We start from the raw sequence: 17,229 nt of genomic DNA on the forward strand, positions 1-17,229 counted from the left end.
CCGTTCGTCACACCGAATTCGGTCGGGGCGGTGGGTCAACCGACCGGTTCGCCGTCCGCGACCGCACGGGTGAGCTCGAAGACGGTGTTGCCGTCGGCGTCGGTCGCCTCGATCCGGAGTTCGTAGGTCGAGCCAGCGCCGTCCGGCACGGTGAAGCTCGTCTCACCGGTCGAGTCGCTGCCGCCCGCGTCGAACGACCGCTCGGCGACGGTCCGAGCCTCCCCGTCGGGGTCGGCGACGAGGCCGACGGTGACGCCCGAGAGGTCGTCGTCGGGGTCGGCGACGGTCCAGGCGACGTCGAAGACCGCCACGGTACCGTTCGACGCGTCGGTGACTTCGAACGACTCGACGACCGGCGAGCGCGACGCCGGGGTCGCGGTCGGGCTCTCGTCCCCGTCCCCCGCATCCGACCCGTCGGCGTCTGTCGGCGTGTCCGCGTCACCGGATGCCGCCGTGTCGGTCGGTGTCTCCCCCTCGTCCGATTCGCCGGTCGCATCCGACGCATCAGCCTCGCCTGACGCATCAGCTTCGCCTGATGCATCAGCCTCGCCCGATTCGTCCGCCTCGTCCGACGCAGCCGTCGCGGTCGGCGTGTCCGCCTCGTCCGCTGCAGGCGTGTCGGTTGGGGTTCCGGAGTCGGCTGCCGCCGGGGGTTCCGGTGCCGACGGCGCTCCCGACTCCGTCGGGGGCTCCGACGTCGGCGTCGCGGTCGGTGTCGCGTTCCCCGCCGTCGCGTTCCCCGTTGTCGTGTTCGGGAGTGCGGTCGCCGTTGTCCGGACCGTGCCGAGGTCGGTCGTGGTGCCCCCGACGGTCGTCCGGGTTCCCGCGGTCGTCGGCTGCTCGGTCGTCCCTCCAGCGGTACTCGTCGTCGAGCCCTCGGCTCCCGCGCCGCCGTCCGCCAGCCCACCGAGGAACGGGAACCCGATGACGAACAGCACCGCGCCGAGCACGACGACGACCACGAGGATGGCGACGACGCTCTCGGCACCGAGGCTCCTGTCGGTCGTCCCGCCGGGTTGCTCGTCACCGAAGACGAACCGGCCGTCGTCGGGTCCCGTTCGGTCGTCGTCGGCCATTATTCGTCTCCTGAGTGTGGGTTCGGTTCGTCAGTGGTGGCCACGGTTGGGTCGATCGGTCTCACGGTGGGGTCAGGGATACGACCGCTGGAGGACCACCGTTCCGCTCGCGTCGCGCACCGTCATGGTGTCCGCGCCGTTGTCCCAGACCTCGTTCGCCCGACCCCAGTAGCGCTCCGTCGCGGTGTCGGTGCCGCTCCCGGTGTAGAGGGTGACCTGCGCCCCCGGCGCGAGCGAGACACCTCCCGGGAATGTGTAGGTCGTGCCGGAGCTGTCCGTGACGGTCCAGCCCGAGAGGTCGAGGCCCGCGTCGCCGGTGTTCTCGTAGGTGACGTACTCGTCGTTGAGGTTGTTCGCGTCGGCGCCGTCGGCGTCGGCGCTCAGCCCCGCCACCGAGAGCTCGCCCTCCCCCGAACCGTCGTCGCTTCCGTCGCTGTTCGCGCCCGCGACGAACTGCTTGGCGATCGGTCCCACCTGGTCCTCGTTTCGCGCCGGGTCGAACGCGTTCGGCGCGGGGCGCTGGAGGTGGAGCAGTTGGAAGTAGGTCGCGTGGTTGGCCTCGACGCTGTGGATCGAGAGCGCGGCCGTGAGGACCTCCTCGCTGTCGATCATGGGTGCCGCGCCGGCGTAGGCCGAGACCCCGACGGCTTCGATCCGGTCGGCGAGCGCGACGAACTCCTCCATCGAGTCGTAGGGGAACTCGTAGTCGGCGGGTTCGACCGGTGTGCCACCGAGCTGCTCGATCGTCTCGGTGAGCGCGTCGACGTGGGCCTTCTCGTGGTCTCGAACGTCCTCGATCTGCTGATAGACCGAGTACTGGAGGGTCGGGCGGGCGAAGTAGTTCGCGACCGCCGAACGCTCGACCTCGCGTTCGGAGTGGTTGGCGAGGAACTCGTCGTAGAACGCGTATTCGAGGTGTTCGAGCCCCAGTGCGTAGTTCAGCACGTCGACATCGCTCGGGTCGGATCCGTCCATACCGACGACAGACAGATGAGGGATAAAAGAGTATGCCAAATTCTCGCCGGAGAACCGGCGAGCGCGTCCCGGGTTATCCGAGGTCGGTCTCCTCGCCGTCGATGTAGACCGAGACGTTGCCGTCGGCCTCGAAGCTCGTGATCTCGCCGGTGATGTGGTAGGCGTCGCCGCCGCCGCCGAGCCGTCCGTCGACCGTCGAGCCGCTGATGGTGTCGATGTCGGGGTCCTCGGTCACGCTGCTGTCGTCGATCGGCGCGCCGTAGCTCTCACCGCGGCGCTCGATCGACCCCGATACCGTCAGCCGGTAGGTGACTTTGTCCTCCTCCGATCCGCCGATGAGGACGATGTCACGCTCCTGCTGCGGAGTGGTCTCCGTCGGGGTCGATGTCTCCGTCGGTGTTGGTGTCGGGGTGTCCGTCGGGGTCGGTGTTGGTGTTGCGGTCGGTGTGAGCGTCGGTGTCGGGGTGTCCGTCGGCGTTGGTGTCGGGGTGTCCGTCGGAGTCGATGTTGCGGTCGGTGTAGCTGTTGGCGTCGCGGTCGACGTTGCAGTGGACGTCGCCGTAGACGTCGTGGTGTCCGTCGCGTTCGAACCGGCGGTCGTCGTCGACGCCGCCGTCGTGGTGTTCGGTGCCGGCGGACTGGTCGGCGAGCCCGTTGCGGTTCCCGTCTCGTTTCCGGACTCACCGGACGTCGGAGCCGGTGTCTGGTCCGCGGGTGCCGACGCGAGCTGTGAGCACCCCGCGAGCAACAGCAGCGCGACACACACGACGGCGATGGCGGCTCGTTGCCTCATGCTCCTAACCAGCTAGCTTCTCGACCATAACTCCCCCGATAGGAGAAACGGGGCGTTTCAGCCCCTATCGAACCGATATCTCTGATTTCGGCCGAGATCGTGTCGACTCACCGACCCGGTTCGTGCGTCGGTCGGTCAGGGTTCGTCTCGGACTAGCCCGACGGCGTTGCTCGGCGCGCCGACCACCGAGAGATACGTCGCGCCGACGGTGCTCTTCAGCGTGTTCGCCGCCGCACCGCGAACGACGCGCGGGCCGACTTGGCCGACCGCGCCGTCGCCGACGCTCACCAGCCAGCCCGGCGCGTCGAACCGGAACCGTTCGGGTCGCGGCTCGAAGACGCCGTCGCGGTCGTCCTCGACGATCCGGGTGATGGATTTCGCCACGGTGAGCGCCTCGCGGACCGCCGCCGCGGCGCTCGCGGGCACCGCCGCTCCGTCGGTGTCGGTGACCCGTGCAGCGTCGCCGACCACGAAGGTCCCGTCGCCGAGTTTGAGGGTGTCGGGGATCAGTGGGCGCTCGCCGCCGAGCGCGTCCGGCCCGCGGAGCCCGCCGGTCCAGACCAGCTGGTCGTAGTCGAGCGCCTCGCGGTCCTCGAACTCGACCGCGGTGTCCGTCGCCCGCTCGACGGTCCGCCCCGTCTTCACTACGACCCCACACGATTCGAGCTCGTCGCGGACCGCGGTCTGGAAGTCGGCATCGAAGTTCGGCGCGACCGCGTCGGCCTGTTCGAGGAGGGTGACCTCACAGCCGAGGGCCTCCTCGTCGGCGAGCGCGGCGAGTTCGCCCGCGACCTGTACCCCCGACAGCCCCGCGCCGCCGACCACGGCCCGGTCTCGGGAGCCGAGGTCGAGGAACTCCTTTCGAATGCGTGCAGCGTCCGGCAGGCGTTTCAAGGGGATGCTGTGCTCCTCGATCCCAGGCAGGTCGTAGTAGGCCGTCTCGGCCCCGAGACAGACCGCACCGACGTCGTAGTCGAGTGCCGACTCACCCGTCTCGTCGTCGAGGTGGGCGACGCCCGCCTCGTGGTCGACGTCCGTGACGCGCGCGACGCGGACCTCGGCACGGTCGAGCACGTCGTCGAGATCCACGGTGATCCGGTCGGCGAGCGCGGGCCGGCGAACCACCCGGTGGAGTTCGTGCTGGACGAGGTGGTCGGGTCGGTCGTTGACCACGACGATGTCGGCCGACGACGGCAGGCTCCGTTCGAGCCGGCGGGCGAGCATCAGCCCGGCGTAGCCGGCACCGAGAACGGCGACGTTCATGCGCGGGGCTTGGTTTCGCAGGGCTAAATCCTTTGAGAATACCGAAGCACGAACGGTCGGAGTGGGTGTCTCTGAAACGAATCCGGGTGGCTACCGACGTGGGAGCAGAAGGGTTTAGCCCGAAGCCGGTCGAACCCGGGCTATGGTGACGTTTCTCTCCGGCGGCACCGGTACGCCGAAGCTTCTCTCCGGTGCCGATTCGGTTTTCGCCCCCCGCGAGACCACCGTGGTCGCCAACACCGGCGACGACGTCGAACTCGGTGGCCTGCTGGTCTCGCCCGATCTCGATACGGTGCTCTACGACCGCGGCGGCGTGCTCGACCGCGAGCGGTGGTGGGCGGTGGCCGACGACACGACCGCGACCCACGACGAACTCCAAGCACGCTCGGCGGCGGCTGGATTCGAGCCCGGCCCGCGCTACCTCCCTGACGAAAAACAGACCGCGGGGCGCGATATCGCGCGCTGGCGGCGGTTCTCGGGGGTGAGTGAGTTCATGCTGATCGGCGACCGCGACCGCGCCACCCACCTCCTTAGAACCAGTCTCCTCGACGAGGGCAACTCGCTCACCGAGACGACCCGTCGACTCGCCGATTCCTTCGATTTGGACCTCGACCTCCTGCCGATGAGCGACGATCCGGTCGCGACGATGGTCCACACCCCAGAGGGCGAAATTCACTTTCAGGAGTTCTGGGTGGCCGAAGGCGGTGAGCGCTCGGTCGAGGACGTCGAGTTCCGGGGCGCGGAATCCGCCGACCCCACCGACGCGGTGCTGGAGGCGCTCGCCGATCCCGTCGTGATCGGTCCGTCGAACCCCGTGACGAGCATCGGGCCGATGCTCGCACTCGACGGTGTTCGGGAGGCGCTCACCGAGACCACCGTGGTGGCGGTCTCCCCCTTCATCGGCGACGAGGTCTTCTCCGGGCCGGCGGCGAAGCTGATGGAAGCCGTCGGATTCGAACCGAGCACCGCAGGCGTCGCCGAGGCCTATCCGTTCTGTGACGCGTTCGTGATCGACGACGGCGACGACACGCCGCTCGACCGGCCGACGGTGAAGACCGACATCACGATCGACACCCCCGAGGACTCGGCACGGGTCGCACGCGCCGTCGCCGACGCGCTCGAACTCGGGCGGGAGGAGAGCTGATGGTCGACCTCGACTTCGAGCCACGGGTGGCGCTGGCGAGCCTCAGCGGGGAATCCGACGCCGCGTGGGCGGAACACGCGGCGAACCACGTCGGGCTGGCGTTCCTCGGCGGGGTCGCGATCGACGAGGGCTCGCGACGGGCGGCCGAACGGCTGGTCGAGCGGGGTCGGAACGAGTTCCTGCCCGCGGATCCCTTCGCGTTCGTCGACCGGCAACTCCGCGCGCTCGACGATATGCCGATTCGGTCAGGAGTCAACGTCCGGAGCGCCTCGCGCGCGCCGATCCGGGACGTCGCCGAGCTCTGTGCCGACCACGACGCTATCCTCGAAGTCAACGCCCACTGTCGCCAGCCCGAACTCTGCGCGGCGGGCTGTGGCGAGACGCTCCTCAGGGATGCCCACCGGCTCTGTGAGTACGTCGAGACCGCCGCCGCGACGGGCGCGGTCGTGAGCGTCAAACTCCGTGCGGAGGTGCCTGGCGTGCCGCTCCCCGAGACGGCCGGCTGGGTCGCGGCCGCCGGCGCGGACGTCCTCCACGTCGACGCGATGGACTCGGAGGGGATCGTTCGAGAGATCGCCGACACCACCGACGCGTTCGTGGTCGCCAACAACGGCGTTCGCGACGCGGCGACCGTCACGGAGTATCTCGATTACGGTGCGGACGCGGTGAGCGTCGGCCGGCCGAGCGACCGTCCGGCCGTGCTTCGACGCGTTCGCGAGGCGACCGATGCGTGGTTCGCGACCCACGAGACGGGTATGACAGAGCCGGGGACCGGCGGATGAGGACGACCGCGGAGAACGCCGAACTCGCCCTCCTGCTCGAAGTCACGAGCACGCCGAAACCCGGCAACGTCGACCGGACGCACGACCACGACGACCTCCGCTTCGAGCACTTCGTGGCGGGCGCGGTGGGTGCGAGCGAGGGCCTCCGAATGGCGGCAGCGGGCGATCCAGTAGGAAAATCGTTCGAGCGCGCGGTCGCGGGGATGGTGAACCAACGCGGCGGCAACACCCAGTTCGGCGCGTTGCTGGTTATCGTACCCCTGGTCGCGGCGGCACGCGCGGAGGGCGGGGTCACATCGGAGCGCGTCGCGAACGTCGTCGAATCGACCACCGTCGAGGACGCGGCGGGGTTCTATCGGGCATTCGAGCACGTCGACGTCGCGGTCGACGACCCGCCCGACGGGATGGACGCGCTCGACGTCCGGCGCGGGGCGGACGCGGTTCCCACGCTCGAAGAGCGGGAACTGACCCTCTACGACGTGCTCGCCGAGTCGACCGAGCGCGACGGCCTCGCGCGCGAGTGGGTCTCGCGGTTCCCGCGGAGCTTCGAGACCGCCGAACGGATCGAGTCGAGCGACGGGCCGGTGCCCGACCGCGCCGCGCGCGCGTACCTCGAACTCCTCGCTAGCGAGCCCGACACGTTCGTCGCGACCGTCCACGACGCGGCGACCGCGCGCGAGGTCTGCGAGGCCGCCCGCGCGGTGCTCCGCGGCGAGGCGAGTTCCGAGACCCTCGCCGACCAGCTCGTCGAAGCCGGGGTGAACCCGGGCACGACCGCCGACATCGTCGCCGCCGGGCTGTTCGTCGCGCTCGAACGCGGGCTCGACGTATGACCGGACCCAGGGAGTGGCCGGTCGACCTCGACGGCGTCACCGAATCCGTGGTGGCGACGCGCGGCCCCGGGGGAGCCTGGAACTTCGCGGCGCTCGGGCTCCACGCCGGCGAGCCCGCGACGGCGCGGACTTGGGGTCGCACCCGAACGCGACGCAACTTCGAGCGCGAGGGCAGTGGTATAGTTCAGTTCGTCCACGACCCGGTGGTGTTCACCGAGTGCGCGCTCTCCGTGCTCGAACGCGACTCGCCGGTCCACCCCGCGGCCGCGGCGTGGGCGCGCGTCGATGTCGAGCGGGTCCAGACGGGCGAATCCGGGGACACCGAGTGGGCCGAGTGGGAACTCGTGCCCACGGAGTCGGCGGTCGAATCCCGGACCGTGCCGACCACGAACCGTGGCTACGGGGCGGTCATCGAGGCCACCGTCGCGGCCTCTCGACTCGACGTCTCGGGCTACGATACCGCCGACCTCCAGGATCGGTTGGCGTTCTTCGAGGACGTCGTCGCGACCTGCGGCGGTGAGCGCGAGCGGGCCGCGATGGCGCTGGTGGGCGACCTGTCGGCGTGGGACGGGGCCGACTGAGCGGGCGAGAGCGCGTCGTTTATACGCCGCGCGAAAAAAGTCGGTCCATGGCCATCAAACCCGCCTACATCAAGAAGACGGCGAACGAGCTGCTCGAACGGTATCCCGACGCGTTCTCGACCGACTTCGAGCACAACAAGGAGAGCGTCACCGCGCTCACCAACGTCCAGTCGAAGGGTGTCCGCAACCGGATCGCGGGCTACGTCTCCCGCAAGCGCCAGTCAGAAGCCGCGGCCGCCTGAATCGGTCGGGCTCGGCGTGATTTACGCCGACCAGAACCGTTTTCCCCTGGTTTGTCCTACCGCGGGGAATGACAACGCGAGTCGGTATTCTCGGTGCGACCGGAGCCGTCGGCCAGCGCCTCATCCAGCTTCTCGACCCCCATCCGGAGTTCGAGATCGCCTGCGTCACCGCCAGCGACGACAGCGCCGGTCGCCCCTACGGCGAGGCCGCGAACTGGCGGATCGACGTCCCGATGCCCGACGCCGTCGCCGACCTCGACGTGGCTCGAACGGAGCCCGACGCGATCCCGAACGACGTTCCACTCCTGTTCTCCTCGCTCCCGTCGTCGGTCGGCGAACGTGTCGAACCCCCGCTCTGTGAGGCGGGCTACGTGGTCTCCTCGAACTCATCGAACGACCGGATGGCCGAGGACGTCCCGCTCACGATCCCGGAGGTCAACGGCGACCACCTCGACCTCATCGAGGTCCAGCGCGACTCCCGGGGCTGGGACGGCGCGCTGGTGAAGAACCCCAACTGCTCGACCATCACGGCAGTGCCGCCGCTCGCGGCGCTCGCCGAGTTCGGCCTCGAAACCGCCCACGTCGCCACGATGCAGGCGGTTTCGGGCGCGGGCTACTCGGGCGTGGGCTCGATGGAGATCATCGACAACGTTCTCCCCCACATCGGCGGCGAGGAGGAGAAGGTCGAGACCGAACCCACCAAACTCCTCGGCGAGTTCGACGGTGCGGCGGTCCAGCGCCACGAAGTGGATATCGCCGCCTCCTGCAACCGCGTCGCGACGGTCGACGGCCACCTCGAAAGCGTCTGGGCCGACACCGCGGAGGACATCACGGCCGACGACGCCGCCCGCGCGATGCGCGAGCTCCCCGCCCTCGACCTCCACAGCTCGCCCGACCAGTTCGTCGAGGTCTTCGAGGAGCCCGACCGCCCGCAGCCCCGGCTCGACCGGATGGTCGGCGGCGGGATGAGCGTCGCGGCGGGCGGCCTCCGCGGAACGACGCGTGGCGTACAGTTCAACTGCCTCGCCCACAACACCCTCCGTGGCGCGGCGGGCGCGAGCGTGCTGAACGGCGAACTCCTCGTCGAGCGCGGCTGGGTCTGAACGCCCTTCCCGCCGTCGGCCCGTCGTCGTTGTTCCCGAACCAGCATGAGCCGGTCATTATCGACGGATCCACGCCGTATTTGACGTCGGCCCGACCACGACCGATATGACCCCACACGCCCGCTCGAACGTTCGCGCCACCAGTGGCGCGAGATGAGCGGCGTCGTCGCGCCGTTCACCGACGCGATCCTGCCGATCGTCGCGATCGCCGCCGTCGGCTACCTCCTCGGTCGCCGGACGGGGCTCTCGGTCGAGCCGCTCAACACGGTGGCGCTCACCTTCTTTTTGCCCGCCCTCGTCTTCCACGGGATCGCCACCACCGACCTGAGTGGCGGGACGGTCGTCAAACTGGTCGGTGGCGTGCTCGCCTACACCTTCGTCCTGATGGGGATCGCCTACGTCGGCGGCCGCGCGCTCGACGTCCCCGAGGCACTCCTGCCGGCGATCGCTCTCTCCAGTGCCTTCCCGAACTCGGGGTTCGTCGGGATCCCGCTCACGGGCTTCGTCTTCGGCGAGATCGGGCGCACCACCGCGACCCTCTTCCTCACGACCCAGAGCGTGGTGCTCTACACCCTCGGGGTCTACGTCGTCTCCTCGGACGGCGAGAACGCCGCCATGGAGGCGGTTCGCGAGGTCTTCCGGCTCCCGCTGGTCTACGCGGTGATCGCCGCGGCGGCGCTCCGCGCGCTGGGTCTCGTCCCGCCGACCGACGGGACGTTCATGACCACCGTCGACTCGGTGGGGTCGGCGTCGATCCCGTTGATGCTCACCGTCGTCGGCATCCAGCTCGCGGAGGTCGAGCTCGGCGCGCTCCGGCGCACCCTCCTCCCGGCGGGGCTCAAACTCGCCGTCGCGCCCGTCGTCGGCGCGGCGCTCGCGCTCGCGGTCGGCTTCTCCGACCCACGGGTGAGCAACATCTTCGTCATCGAGTGTGCGACCCCCGCGGCGGTGACACCGCTCGCGCTCATCATCGCCTACGGCGAGACCCCGGAGGAGGGGCTCTCGGCAGCCGAGTTCACGAGTACGGTGATCTTCGTGACCACCATCCTGAGCGTCGTGGTCCTCACCGCGCTCGTCGTCGCGGTTCGGAACGGCTGGCTGTTCTGACCCGACCCGGCCCGACCCGTACGAAACCGACTCAGCGAACCTGGTTCTTCAGGTCCTCGTACTCACCAGTTCGATCGACCCGTTCGACGTTCTCGGCCACGATGTCGGCCAGCCGGTCGTAGTATCGCGGGGTGTTGCCGGTGTTGTGCGGCGTGATGAGGACGTTCCCGAAGTCCCAGAGTTCGTGGTCGGCGGGCAGGGGTTCGGGGTCGGTGACGTCGAGCGCCGCGCCGCCGATGGCGTTGTCCTGGAGCGACGCCACCAGCGCGTCGGTGTCGACCACCGGCCCGCGCGCGACGTTCACGAGGAACGCCTCGGGCGAGAGCGTGGCGAACTCCTCCTCGCCGATCAGGCCTTCGGTCCCTTCGTTTAGCGGCACCGCGAGCACGACGCTGTCGGTCCGCGCGAGCGCGTCGTGGAGTTCGTCGGTCCCCAGCACCTCGTCCGTCGGGCCGCCTTTCTCGGGCGAGTGACGCACGCCGATGGTGTGGACGTCGAAGCCCGCGAGGCGCTCGACGATCGCGCTCCCGATCGCGCCGAGACCGACGACAGTCACCGTGGAGCCCGCGAACTCCTGGGTGGGGTAGGCGCGCCACTCGTTGTGTCGCTGTCGTCGCCAGCCCTCGTAGTGGCGGCGGGTGAGGGTCAGGAGGAAGCCGAGGACGTCCTCGGCGATGTTCGGGCCGTGAACCCCCGAGGCGGTCGTCACCGCGACGTCGCGCTCCTCGAAGGCCGCCAGCGGGAGGTGGTTGTAGCCCGCCGAGAAGCCCGCGAACAGCTGGAGGCTCTCGGCGTGGTCGAGCAGCGACTCGTCGATGGTCTGGCCGGCGACGACGGGCACGCGCTCGACGAGGGCCCGCTCCTCGGCGGGCGTCGTCGCGCGCTCGACCTCGTGGTCGGGCAGGCGCTCCGCGAGCGCCGTCGCGAACTGGCCGCTCGACATCCCGTGAATGCCCTTTCGTAGCACGGCGACGTCCGGGTTCGTCATGGCTCCTCCCTGTGATCCATACCCGTGGGTCGGCGGCTACGGGTGTTATATCTCCCGGAAATCGGCCGGGGGGGCCGACCACAACGGGTAGACATTTATTCACGGCGGCAGGCGGTTCGGTATGGAGCGGATCGACGTTGCGGTCGTCGGTGGTGGACCCGCCGGAAGCTCGGCGGGGCGAGCCGCGGCCAGGCAGGGAGCCGAGACGGTGGTGCTCGAAAAGGGGGTCCCGCGCGAGGACCGCGACCGACCGGGGCCGGACTCGACCGACGCCGCCGGGATGTTGGACTACTGGGTCGACCTGATGGACCTCCCCGAACCGGTCCCCGACGACGTGATCCTCCGGGAGCTCGACGGCGCGACCTTCGCGGGACCCTCGGAGCGGATCACGATCCGGGAGACGGGCATGAAAAGTTCGTACCCGAACTTCGGGTTCACCTTCCACCGCGCGCGCTTCGACGACTGGCTGCGCGAGCGCTGTGAAGCCGCCGGTGGGGAGTACCGCGTTGGCAAGAGCGTCCGGAACGTCGAGGTCGACCCCACGAACGGCCACGTCCTGACGCTCGCGAACGGCCACGAGATCCAGGCCGAGTATCTCGTACTCGCCGACGGGCCACAGCGGACGGTCACGCGCGGTGTCCTCTCGGAGTTCGTTGGCGAGAGTCGGTTGGAGGGGCTCTCCTCGCGCCGGGCGAACCACATCGCCTATCAGGAGTATCGGGAGTTCCCGCCGGAGCTCTTCCCCGAGGACCGCATCGTCTTCTGGTGGGGGGCGATGCCGGGCCACACCGCCTATCCGTGGGTGTTCCCGAACGACGGCAACGTCGCGCGCGTCGGGCTGACGATGCCGATCGGGCTCGACATCGACGAGGTCGAGAACAGGGAAGACTATCGCCTCCTCGAACCCGACGACGACTCGATCCCGTCGGGTTCGGAGTACATCCGCCGCCTTCTCGAGAGCGAGTATCCCGACTACGACCTCGAAGACTTCCCGATAGTCGAAGACCGTGGGAAGCGCAAGGGCGTCGAGTCCTACCCGATCTCCTCGACGAAGCCGATCGACTCCCCCGTCGGCGCGAAGGTCGCCGTCGCGGGCGGCGCGATGGGCACCACCTCGGCGTTCCACGAGGGCGGCGACCACGTCGCGGTTCGGACGGGCAAGATCGCGGGTTCACTCGCGGGCGCAGGCGCGCTCTCGGCCTACAACCGCGAGTGGAAGCGTGCGGTCGGCGACGAACTCGGGCGGAACGTCGCGATGGCCGACGTGGTCGGCGGGTTCGGGCCCGACGACTGGGACCGGACCTTCGGGGCGGTCGGCCGGATGATGAAGGACGGGACGTACAGCCCGCTGCGGGTGCCCCGAGCGGGGCGTGCGGGGCTGTCGGTGTTCGCGAAGTACGAACGCGCTCGGTTCGGCTACCGCAACGGTGGCTACGTCCAGATCGAGGAATCGGAGTACGCGATATAGCAAAGGGATTTGAGGTGGCGGCGGCAAGGACCCCTGCACGCCGTTGTCCCCGCCCGAGCACGTCCACACGGGCACGATGACGCGCGGCGAACCCCGGCGTGCGATAGTCGGTACAGGTCGTGCACCGCACGACCGAACGTGGAGTCGGCGGAAGCCGACGACACAGGTTGCGTCACGCGCAACCCACTGCGAGGCCGGCACGCACCGGCCGAGGTTGGTCACCGACGACCCGCCCGGCATAGGGTTTTCCGGCCGAGACGGCACACCGCCCGCGATGAGGCCGGTGGTTAGTGTTCCGGGCGACACTCCACCTTCAGTAGCGAACGGCTCGTCGCTTCTCGAACGCGGGAGTCCACGACGTGCTCTCCGCCGAACGCTCGTCCGTCGTCGTGTGGGTCACCGTCCCTCCCAGCAGGCGGACCCCATGAGCCACGCTCAAGTCGTTCCCGCCCGAAGACGGAACGAGTCCACACCCTCGCCATGCCCCACGCTCACTCGACGGCGAAACTGCTCGTCATCCCCTCCGTGGTCGCGCTCCAGCTCTCACCACCGGAGTTCGAGGACGCGCTCTCGTACTTCGAACCGGACGCCCTCCTCGTTCTCGGTCCCCAAGAACACGCCTACACGACGGCTGCCTTCGACCACCTCACCGACGAGTCCGTCCCCGTCGTGTTCGACCCGCTCGACGCCACCCTCCCCGACGACTACCGACCGTGCACGCTGCACGGCGTCGACGTGGTCTTCGCGAACACCACCGCCGACATCGAATCCCTCCACGAGAGCGAGGCGGACGGTTCGATCGATGTCGACACGGAGACCTACGTCGTGAGCGGGCTCCTCGGTCTCGACGTCGATACCGACGCGCTCTCGACCACCCTCGCCGGTCGTTCCGACTACCGGAGAGCACTCTCGCCGAGCGAGCGTGACGGGTCCTACACGCATCTCGCCACGAGGATCGAGGCCGGCTACGCCTACACCTGGGACGACCTCCGGGTCCGTGGCATCGGCCTCCCGGACGGGGCTGGGTTGCCGCCGCTGACCTGTTTCACCCTCGATACGGAGGGGCACACGACCGCGGAATCCCTCGACCCCGGCAAGCTGGGGCTTCGCGCGGTCCACGGTGTCGGGCCGACGACCGAGGACCGGCTCCGGACGGCGGGGCTCGCCACCACCGAGGATATCGCCGCCGCGACCGTCGAGGAGCTGACCGAGATCCGGGGCATCGGCGCGAAGACGGGCGAGCAGATCCGCTCGAACGCGCGGGCGTTCTCAGAGGGTCGGGTCATCCGAACCAGCGAGACGCCGCTTCCGGGTCGAGACCCCGTCTTCGTCGATATCGAGACGGACGGGCTCAACCCCACGATCGCGTGGTTGATCGGGGTTCAGGACGGCATCGACGGCGACTACGTCTCGTTCGTCCAGCCCGACCCGGACGACCCGGGGAAGGCAGTTCGGGAGTTCATGGGCTGGTACACGGCGACCGCAACCGGTCGAACGCTCATCGCGTGGAACGGCTGGAACTTCGACTTTCCCGTCCTCCGAGAGCAGATCACCGCCCACTGTCCGGAGTATCTCGACGCCTGGAAACGCGCCTCGAAACGCGACCCGCTCCGGTGGGCCCGCGACCACGACAACGCCGTGCTCCCCGGTCGGACGAACAAACTCGAACACGTCGCGGGCGCGCTCGGCTGGGAGCACGACGACACGGGTCTCTCGGGGGCCGCCGTCGGGCGCGCCTATCGTCGTTGGATAGAGACCCGCAGTCCGGAGGACGAACTCGACTGGGAGCGTCACGAGCGCTACTGCGAGGACGACGTCCGCTCGCTCGCGTTCATCTACGCGGCGATGCGCGAGGCGAACCGGCTCGCGGCGACGAACGACGACCGGTCCCCACCTGTCGACGAAACCACCGAGCAGGGGACCTTCGGGGACGTCTACTGAACGTTCGAGAACGGCTTTCACCGGACCGGTCGGGACGCTATCGGCCGCTACCTGAACTCCCGGGAATACAACCGGGCGAGCGTGAGCAACGCGACCCCGAGGCAGACGAGCCCGACGAGCAGCCCTATCGGTGGCCCGAGGGTGAGCCCCGCACCGACGAGCGCGACCAGGAATATCAGGAGGTCCAGCTGTGTCCGCGTTTCGAACTCGAACCCCGAACGGTGTCGGTCCGCACCGAACGTCGTGCGCTGCGCCATACCGCGTCGTTTCTCCCGGGAACGCGTTACGTCTTGTGGGCCATCGAAGGAGGCGACGGGACGGGGCGGACGTCGTGACCGAGTTCCCACTTCCCTCGGAACCGGTGGGCGAGTCGAAGTGGGTCGACCGATGCTTTATAGCCGAAAATCACCAACGGGTCGTATGACCAGCTGTCGAGCGCTCGGTTTCCGACGGGACAGCCATCCCGGTATTCCATCGCATCGGAGTGGACACTGCTCCCAGTCGGCGGGCCGTCGCGACCGATGACACCCGCCGGCCGTTCGCCCACCACGGTCGTCCCGCTATCGGCTCCAGATCATGAGTGACAGCCAGACCCCCGACGCGAGCTCGCTCGCGAAGACCTACCCCCGCTACGCCGGGCAGGTCGCCTACGACCACACCCAGCCCGCCGTCGAGGCCGAGACGGTTCCCGCCGCCGACGTGCTCGAACCCGGTCTCGCGGACCGACTCCCGCACGACCTCTACACCCACCAAGCCGAAGCCCTCTCGTTGCTCGAAGCTGGCGAGAACGTCTGTGTCGCCACGTCGACCGCCTCCGGCAAGACGTTCGTCTACGGGCTGCACATCGCCCGCCAGCACTACCGAGGGGAGGACTCGACGGCACTGTTGGTCTATCCAACGAAAGCGCTCAGCCGCGACCAGAAACAGGCGCTGGATGAACTCTATGCCACTCTAGGATTGGACATCGACGTCGCCGTCTACGACGGGGACACCCCGTCGAACGAACGCCGACGTATCCGCGAGGAGTCGGACGTCGTCATCAGTAACTTCTCCGGGGTGAACGTCTACCTCTCCGACCACGCGCTCTGGGCGGCCTTCCACACCCGATTGACCCTCGTCGCGATCGACGAGAGCCACTCCTACACGGGGATCCAGGGGATGCACGTCGCCTGGGTGATCCGTCGTCTCTGGCGGGTGCTCGATCGATACGGCGCGGACCCCCAGGTGACCCTCACCTCGGCGACCATCGGCAACCCGAAGGAGCACGCCGAGTCGCTCACAGCCAAGTCAGTTCAGGTCGTCGACGAGGACGGCTCGCCACACGGTGACCGCGAGATCGTCTTCTGGGACCCACCAACCGAGATCGACGAGAACGGCGAGGAGGTCAAACGCTCCGCGAACGAGGAGGCCAGCGACGTCCTCGCCCACCTCGCCGACCGGAACCTCCAGACGCTGATGTTCACCCGGTCGCGCAAGCAGACCGAGCTCAACGCGCGCCGGGTTCGGAACGCCGACGCGGACCTCGTCCCGACCGGCGGGCTCGACGTCGAGGCCTACAACGCCGGTCACGGGAAGGACACTCGACGGCGGGCCGAGGACAAACTCAAGAGCGGGCGGTTGGACGGGATCGTCTCGACCAACGCCCTCGAACTCGGTATCGACATCGGCAGCGTCGACGCGACGATCCTCACCGGCTACCCGGGAACCCGCCAGTCGTTCTGGCAGCAGGTGGGTCGTTCGGGGCGCGGGCTCTCGGACGCCCTGGGCGTCTTCGTCGCGAACTACGACTCGATCGACCAGTACATCCTCGACCACCCGGAGTACGTCCTCGGCGACACCATCGAGGACGCGGTGGTCGACACCACGAACGACCCCGTCTACGCACGGCACCTCCTCTGTGCCGCCGAGGAGATCCCGCTCACCCACGACGACGGCCGGTGGTTCGGTGACGACCGGCTCGAACGCGCCGTCGAGATGTGGCGTCGCGCCGGGCGGATGGTCGGCCGCCTCGAATCCGGTGTCCAGTACGACGGTCCACACCGCCCGCAGATGGACATCTCGATGTACGCGACGAAGAGCGAGCAGTTCGAGGTCCGCGTCGCGAACGGCGATATCGACATGGAACCCATCGACAAGGTCCGTGCCTACCGGGACTTCCACGAAGGGGCCGCGCACCTGCACAAGGGAACCGAATACGAGGTCGTCGAGTTGAACGAGGCGGGTGCTCACCCGTACGTGCTCCTGGAACGGACGAACGCGGACTACTACACCCAGACCCTCTCCGAGATCACCATCGGCGACCTCGACCGACAGGACTCGCGTGCCCTCGGGAACGACGTGACCCTCTGCTACGGCGAGGCGACGGTCACCGTCGACTACTACGCCTACAAGAAGGTCGAGTACGGTCGCGGGGACGGTGGCCTCCAGATCCCGACGGGGCTCGACCCGATCGAGATGCGGACCCAGCTCACGTGGGTGGCCTTCCCCGAGGGAACGATGGACGACCTCGACGAGCGAATGGAGCTCGCCGTCGATCCCGAAGTGTTGCTCGGCGGGCTCCACGCCGCCGAACACGGGACGATCGGGATGGCACCGCTCGAACTTCGACTGGACAAGGGCGACCTCGGCGGGCTCAGCCAGTGTCGACACCCGGAGCTCGACGGACCGGTCTGGTTCGTCTACGACGGTGTCGCCGGTGGACTGGGGTTCAGCCGGGCGATCTTCGACAGCTACGAGACGATCGCGGCGCACACCCGGGACATGATCCGCGAGTGCGGCTGCGATGGCGAGGACGGCTGTCCGGCCTGCGTGATGGACAGCAACTGCGGCGACGACAACAGCCCGCTTCATCGGAGTATGGCGGTCGAGCTACTGGAACGAACCCTCGCCGAACGGCCGACTCCCCGCTGAGACGACTCGACCGTCTCCCCACG

16 protein-coding genes are annotated in these 17,229 nt (G+C 68.8%); 10 read left to right on the plus strand and 6 right to left on the minus strand.

The annotated features are described in order from the left end of the window. Positions 1–35: 35 nt before the first annotated feature. From D3261_RS04470 to D3261_RS04490, 4 genes are all read right to left on the minus strand, one after another. Complete coding sequence (locus tag D3261_RS04470) at positions 36–1,076, minus strand: hypothetical protein (RefSeq protein ID WP_233553886.1); 1,041 nt, start codon at positions 1,074–1,076, stop codon at positions 36–38. A 72-nt stretch (positions 1,077–1,148) separates the two neighbouring features. After that, positions 1,149–2,051, minus strand: a complete 903-nt coding sequence (locus D3261_RS04475; protein WP_120069461.1) for a ferritin-like domain-containing protein — start codon at positions 2,049–2,051, stop codon at positions 1,149–1,151. Between the two features lie 73 nt (positions 2,052–2,124). Beyond that, positions 2,125–2,844, minus strand: a complete 720-nt coding sequence (locus D3261_RS20640) for a hypothetical protein (RefSeq protein WP_233553887.1) — start codon at positions 2,842–2,844, stop codon at positions 2,125–2,127. A gap of 135 nt (positions 2,845–2,979) precedes the next feature. After that, on the minus strand, positions 2,980–4,107 hold the full coding sequence (locus D3261_RS04490) for an NAD(P)/FAD-dependent oxidoreductase (RefSeq protein WP_120069464.1): 1,128 nt from the start codon (positions 4,105–4,107) through the stop codon (positions 2,980–2,982). A gap of 142 nt (positions 4,108–4,249) precedes the next feature. On the opposite strand from D3261_RS04490, the gene cofD reads away from it, so the two are divergent. The 7 genes from cofD (at position 4,250) to D3261_RS04525 (ending at position 9,899) form a co-directional block, all read left to right on the plus strand. Then, a complete protein-coding gene (cofD, locus tag D3261_RS04495) occupies positions 4,250–5,251 on the plus strand; it encodes a 2-phospho-L-lactate transferase (RefSeq protein WP_120069466.1) in 1,002 nt (333 codons plus the stop codon). Then, complete coding sequence (locus D3261_RS04500) at positions 5,251–6,033, plus strand: tRNA-dihydrouridine synthase (RefSeq protein WP_120069469.1); 783 nt, start codon at positions 5,251–5,253, stop codon at positions 6,031–6,033. The genes cofD and D3261_RS04500 overlap by 1 nt, the downstream gene beginning before the upstream one ends. Further along, complete coding sequence (locus tag D3261_RS04505) at positions 6,030–6,866, plus strand: triphosphoribosyl-dephospho-CoA synthase (protein WP_120069471.1); 837 nt, start codon at positions 6,030–6,032, stop codon at positions 6,864–6,866. Before D3261_RS04500 ends, D3261_RS04505 begins: the two co-directional genes overlap by 4 nt. After that, positions 6,863–7,447 carry a DUF447 domain-containing protein gene (locus D3261_RS04510; RefSeq protein WP_120069473.1) on the plus strand — a complete coding sequence of 195 codons (585 nt, stop codon included), beginning with the start codon at positions 6,863–6,865 and terminating at the stop codon, positions 7,445–7,447. The genes D3261_RS04505 and D3261_RS04510 overlap by 4 nt, the downstream gene beginning before the upstream one ends. Before the next feature lie 47 nt (positions 7,448–7,494). After that, positions 7,495–7,689 (plus strand): 30S ribosomal protein S17e, encoded by a 195-nt coding sequence (locus D3261_RS04515; protein ID WP_007692526.1) that lies wholly within the window; start codon positions 7,495–7,497, stop codon positions 7,687–7,689. 68 nt (positions 7,690–7,757) lie between these two features. Next, the gene (asd, locus tag D3261_RS04520; RefSeq protein WP_120069476.1) at positions 7,758–8,792 is read left to right on the plus strand and encodes an aspartate-semialdehyde dehydrogenase; all 1,035 of its coding nucleotides are present in this window, start codon (positions 7,758–7,760) and stop codon (positions 8,790–8,792) included. A 153-nt stretch (positions 8,793–8,945) separates the two neighbouring features. Further along, complete coding sequence (locus D3261_RS04525) at positions 8,946–9,899, plus strand: AEC family transporter (protein ID WP_120069478.1); 954 nt, start codon at positions 8,946–8,948, stop codon at positions 9,897–9,899. 31 nt (positions 9,900–9,930) lie between these two features. Here D3261_RS04525 and D3261_RS04530 read toward each other — a convergent pair whose 3' ends face one another. After that, the gene (locus D3261_RS04530; RefSeq protein WP_120069480.1) at positions 9,931–10,887 is read right to left on the minus strand and encodes a D-2-hydroxyacid dehydrogenase; all 957 of its coding nucleotides are present in this window, start codon (positions 10,885–10,887) and stop codon (positions 9,931–9,933) included. A gap of 121 nt (positions 10,888–11,008) precedes the next feature. Between D3261_RS04530 and D3261_RS04535 the strand changes: the two genes are divergently transcribed. Beyond that, entirely contained in the window at positions 11,009–12,355 is a 1,347-nt protein-coding gene (locus tag D3261_RS04535) for an NAD(P)/FAD-dependent oxidoreductase (RefSeq protein WP_120069483.1), read from the plus strand. A 480-nt stretch (positions 12,356–12,835) separates the two neighbouring features. Next, entirely contained in the window at positions 12,836–14,296 is a 1,461-nt protein-coding gene (locus tag D3261_RS04540) for a ribonuclease H-like domain-containing protein (protein ID WP_120069486.1), read from the plus strand. Between the two features lie 47 nt (positions 14,297–14,343). Here the strand turns inward: D3261_RS04540 and D3261_RS04545 are convergent, their stop codons facing one another. Then, positions 14,344–14,553 (minus strand): hypothetical protein, encoded by a 210-nt coding sequence (locus D3261_RS04545; protein WP_120069488.1) that lies wholly within the window; start codon positions 14,551–14,553, stop codon positions 14,344–14,346. A 319-nt stretch (positions 14,554–14,872) separates the two neighbouring features. Here D3261_RS04545 and D3261_RS04555 point away from each other — a divergent pair, with 319 nt between their 5' ends. After that, entirely contained in the window at positions 14,873–17,206 is a 2,334-nt protein-coding gene (locus D3261_RS04555; protein WP_120069494.1) for a DEAD/DEAH box helicase, read from the plus strand. Positions 17,207–17,229: the final 23 nt, after the last annotated feature.

Source organism: Halococcus sp. IIIV-5B (assembly GCF_003602035.1).
Taxonomy (GTDB): domain Archaea; phylum Halobacteriota; class Halobacteria; order Halobacteriales; family Halococcaceae; genus Halococcus; species Halococcus salsus.

Bases quoted from the DNA above. Each gene is read 5' to 3' on its own strand.
- D3261_RS04530 (WP_120069480.1), bottom strand. From the start codon at position 10,887: ATGACGAACCCGGACGTCGCCGTGCTACGAAAGGGCATTCACGGGATG.
- D3261_RS04540 (WP_120069486.1), top strand. From the start codon at position 12,836: ATGCCCCACGCTCACTCGACGGCGAAACTGCTCGTCATCCCCTCCGTG.
- D3261_RS04490 (WP_120069464.1), bottom strand. From the start codon at position 4,107: ATGAACGTCGCCGTTCTCGGTGCCGGCTACGCCGGGCTGATGCTCGCC.
- D3261_RS04500 (WP_120069469.1), top strand. From the start codon at position 5,251: ATGGTCGACCTCGACTTCGAGCCACGGGTGGCGCTGGCGAGCCTCAGC.
- cofD (WP_120069466.1), top strand. From the start codon at position 4,250: ATGGTGACGTTTCTCTCCGGCGGCACCGGTACGCCGAAGCTTCTCTCC.
- asd (WP_120069476.1), top strand. From the start codon at position 7,758: ATGACAACGCGAGTCGGTATTCTCGGTGCGACCGGAGCCGTCGGCCAG.
- D3261_RS04555 (WP_120069494.1), top strand. From the start codon at position 14,873: ATGAGTGACAGCCAGACCCCCGACGCGAGCTCGCTCGCGAAGACCTAC.
- D3261_RS04505 (WP_120069471.1), top strand. From the start codon at position 6,030: ATGAGGACGACCGCGGAGAACGCCGAACTCGCCCTCCTGCTCGAAGTC.
- D3261_RS04470 (WP_233553886.1), bottom strand. From the start codon at position 1,076: ATGGCCGACGACGACCGAACGGGACCCGACGACGGCCGGTTCGTCTTC.
- D3261_RS04475 (WP_120069461.1), bottom strand. From the start codon at position 2,051: ATGGACGGATCCGACCCGAGCGATGTCGACGTGCTGAACTACGCACTG.
- D3261_RS20640 (WP_233553887.1), bottom strand. From the start codon at position 2,844: ATGAGGCAACGAGCCGCCATCGCCGTCGTGTGTGTCGCGCTGCTGTTG.
- D3261_RS04545 (WP_120069488.1), bottom strand. From the start codon at position 14,553: ATGGCGCAGCGCACGACGTTCGGTGCGGACCGACACCGTTCGGGGTTC.
- D3261_RS04535 (WP_120069483.1), top strand. From the start codon at position 11,009: ATGGAGCGGATCGACGTTGCGGTCGTCGGTGGTGGACCCGCCGGAAGC.
- D3261_RS04510 (WP_120069473.1), top strand. From the start codon at position 6,863: ATGACCGGACCCAGGGAGTGGCCGGTCGACCTCGACGGCGTCACCGAA.
- D3261_RS04515 (WP_007692526.1), top strand. From the start codon at position 7,495: ATGGCCATCAAACCCGCCTACATCAAGAAGACGGCGAACGAGCTGCTC.
- D3261_RS04525 (WP_120069478.1), top strand. From the start codon at position 8,946: ATGAGCGGCGTCGTCGCGCCGTTCACCGACGCGATCCTGCCGATCGTC.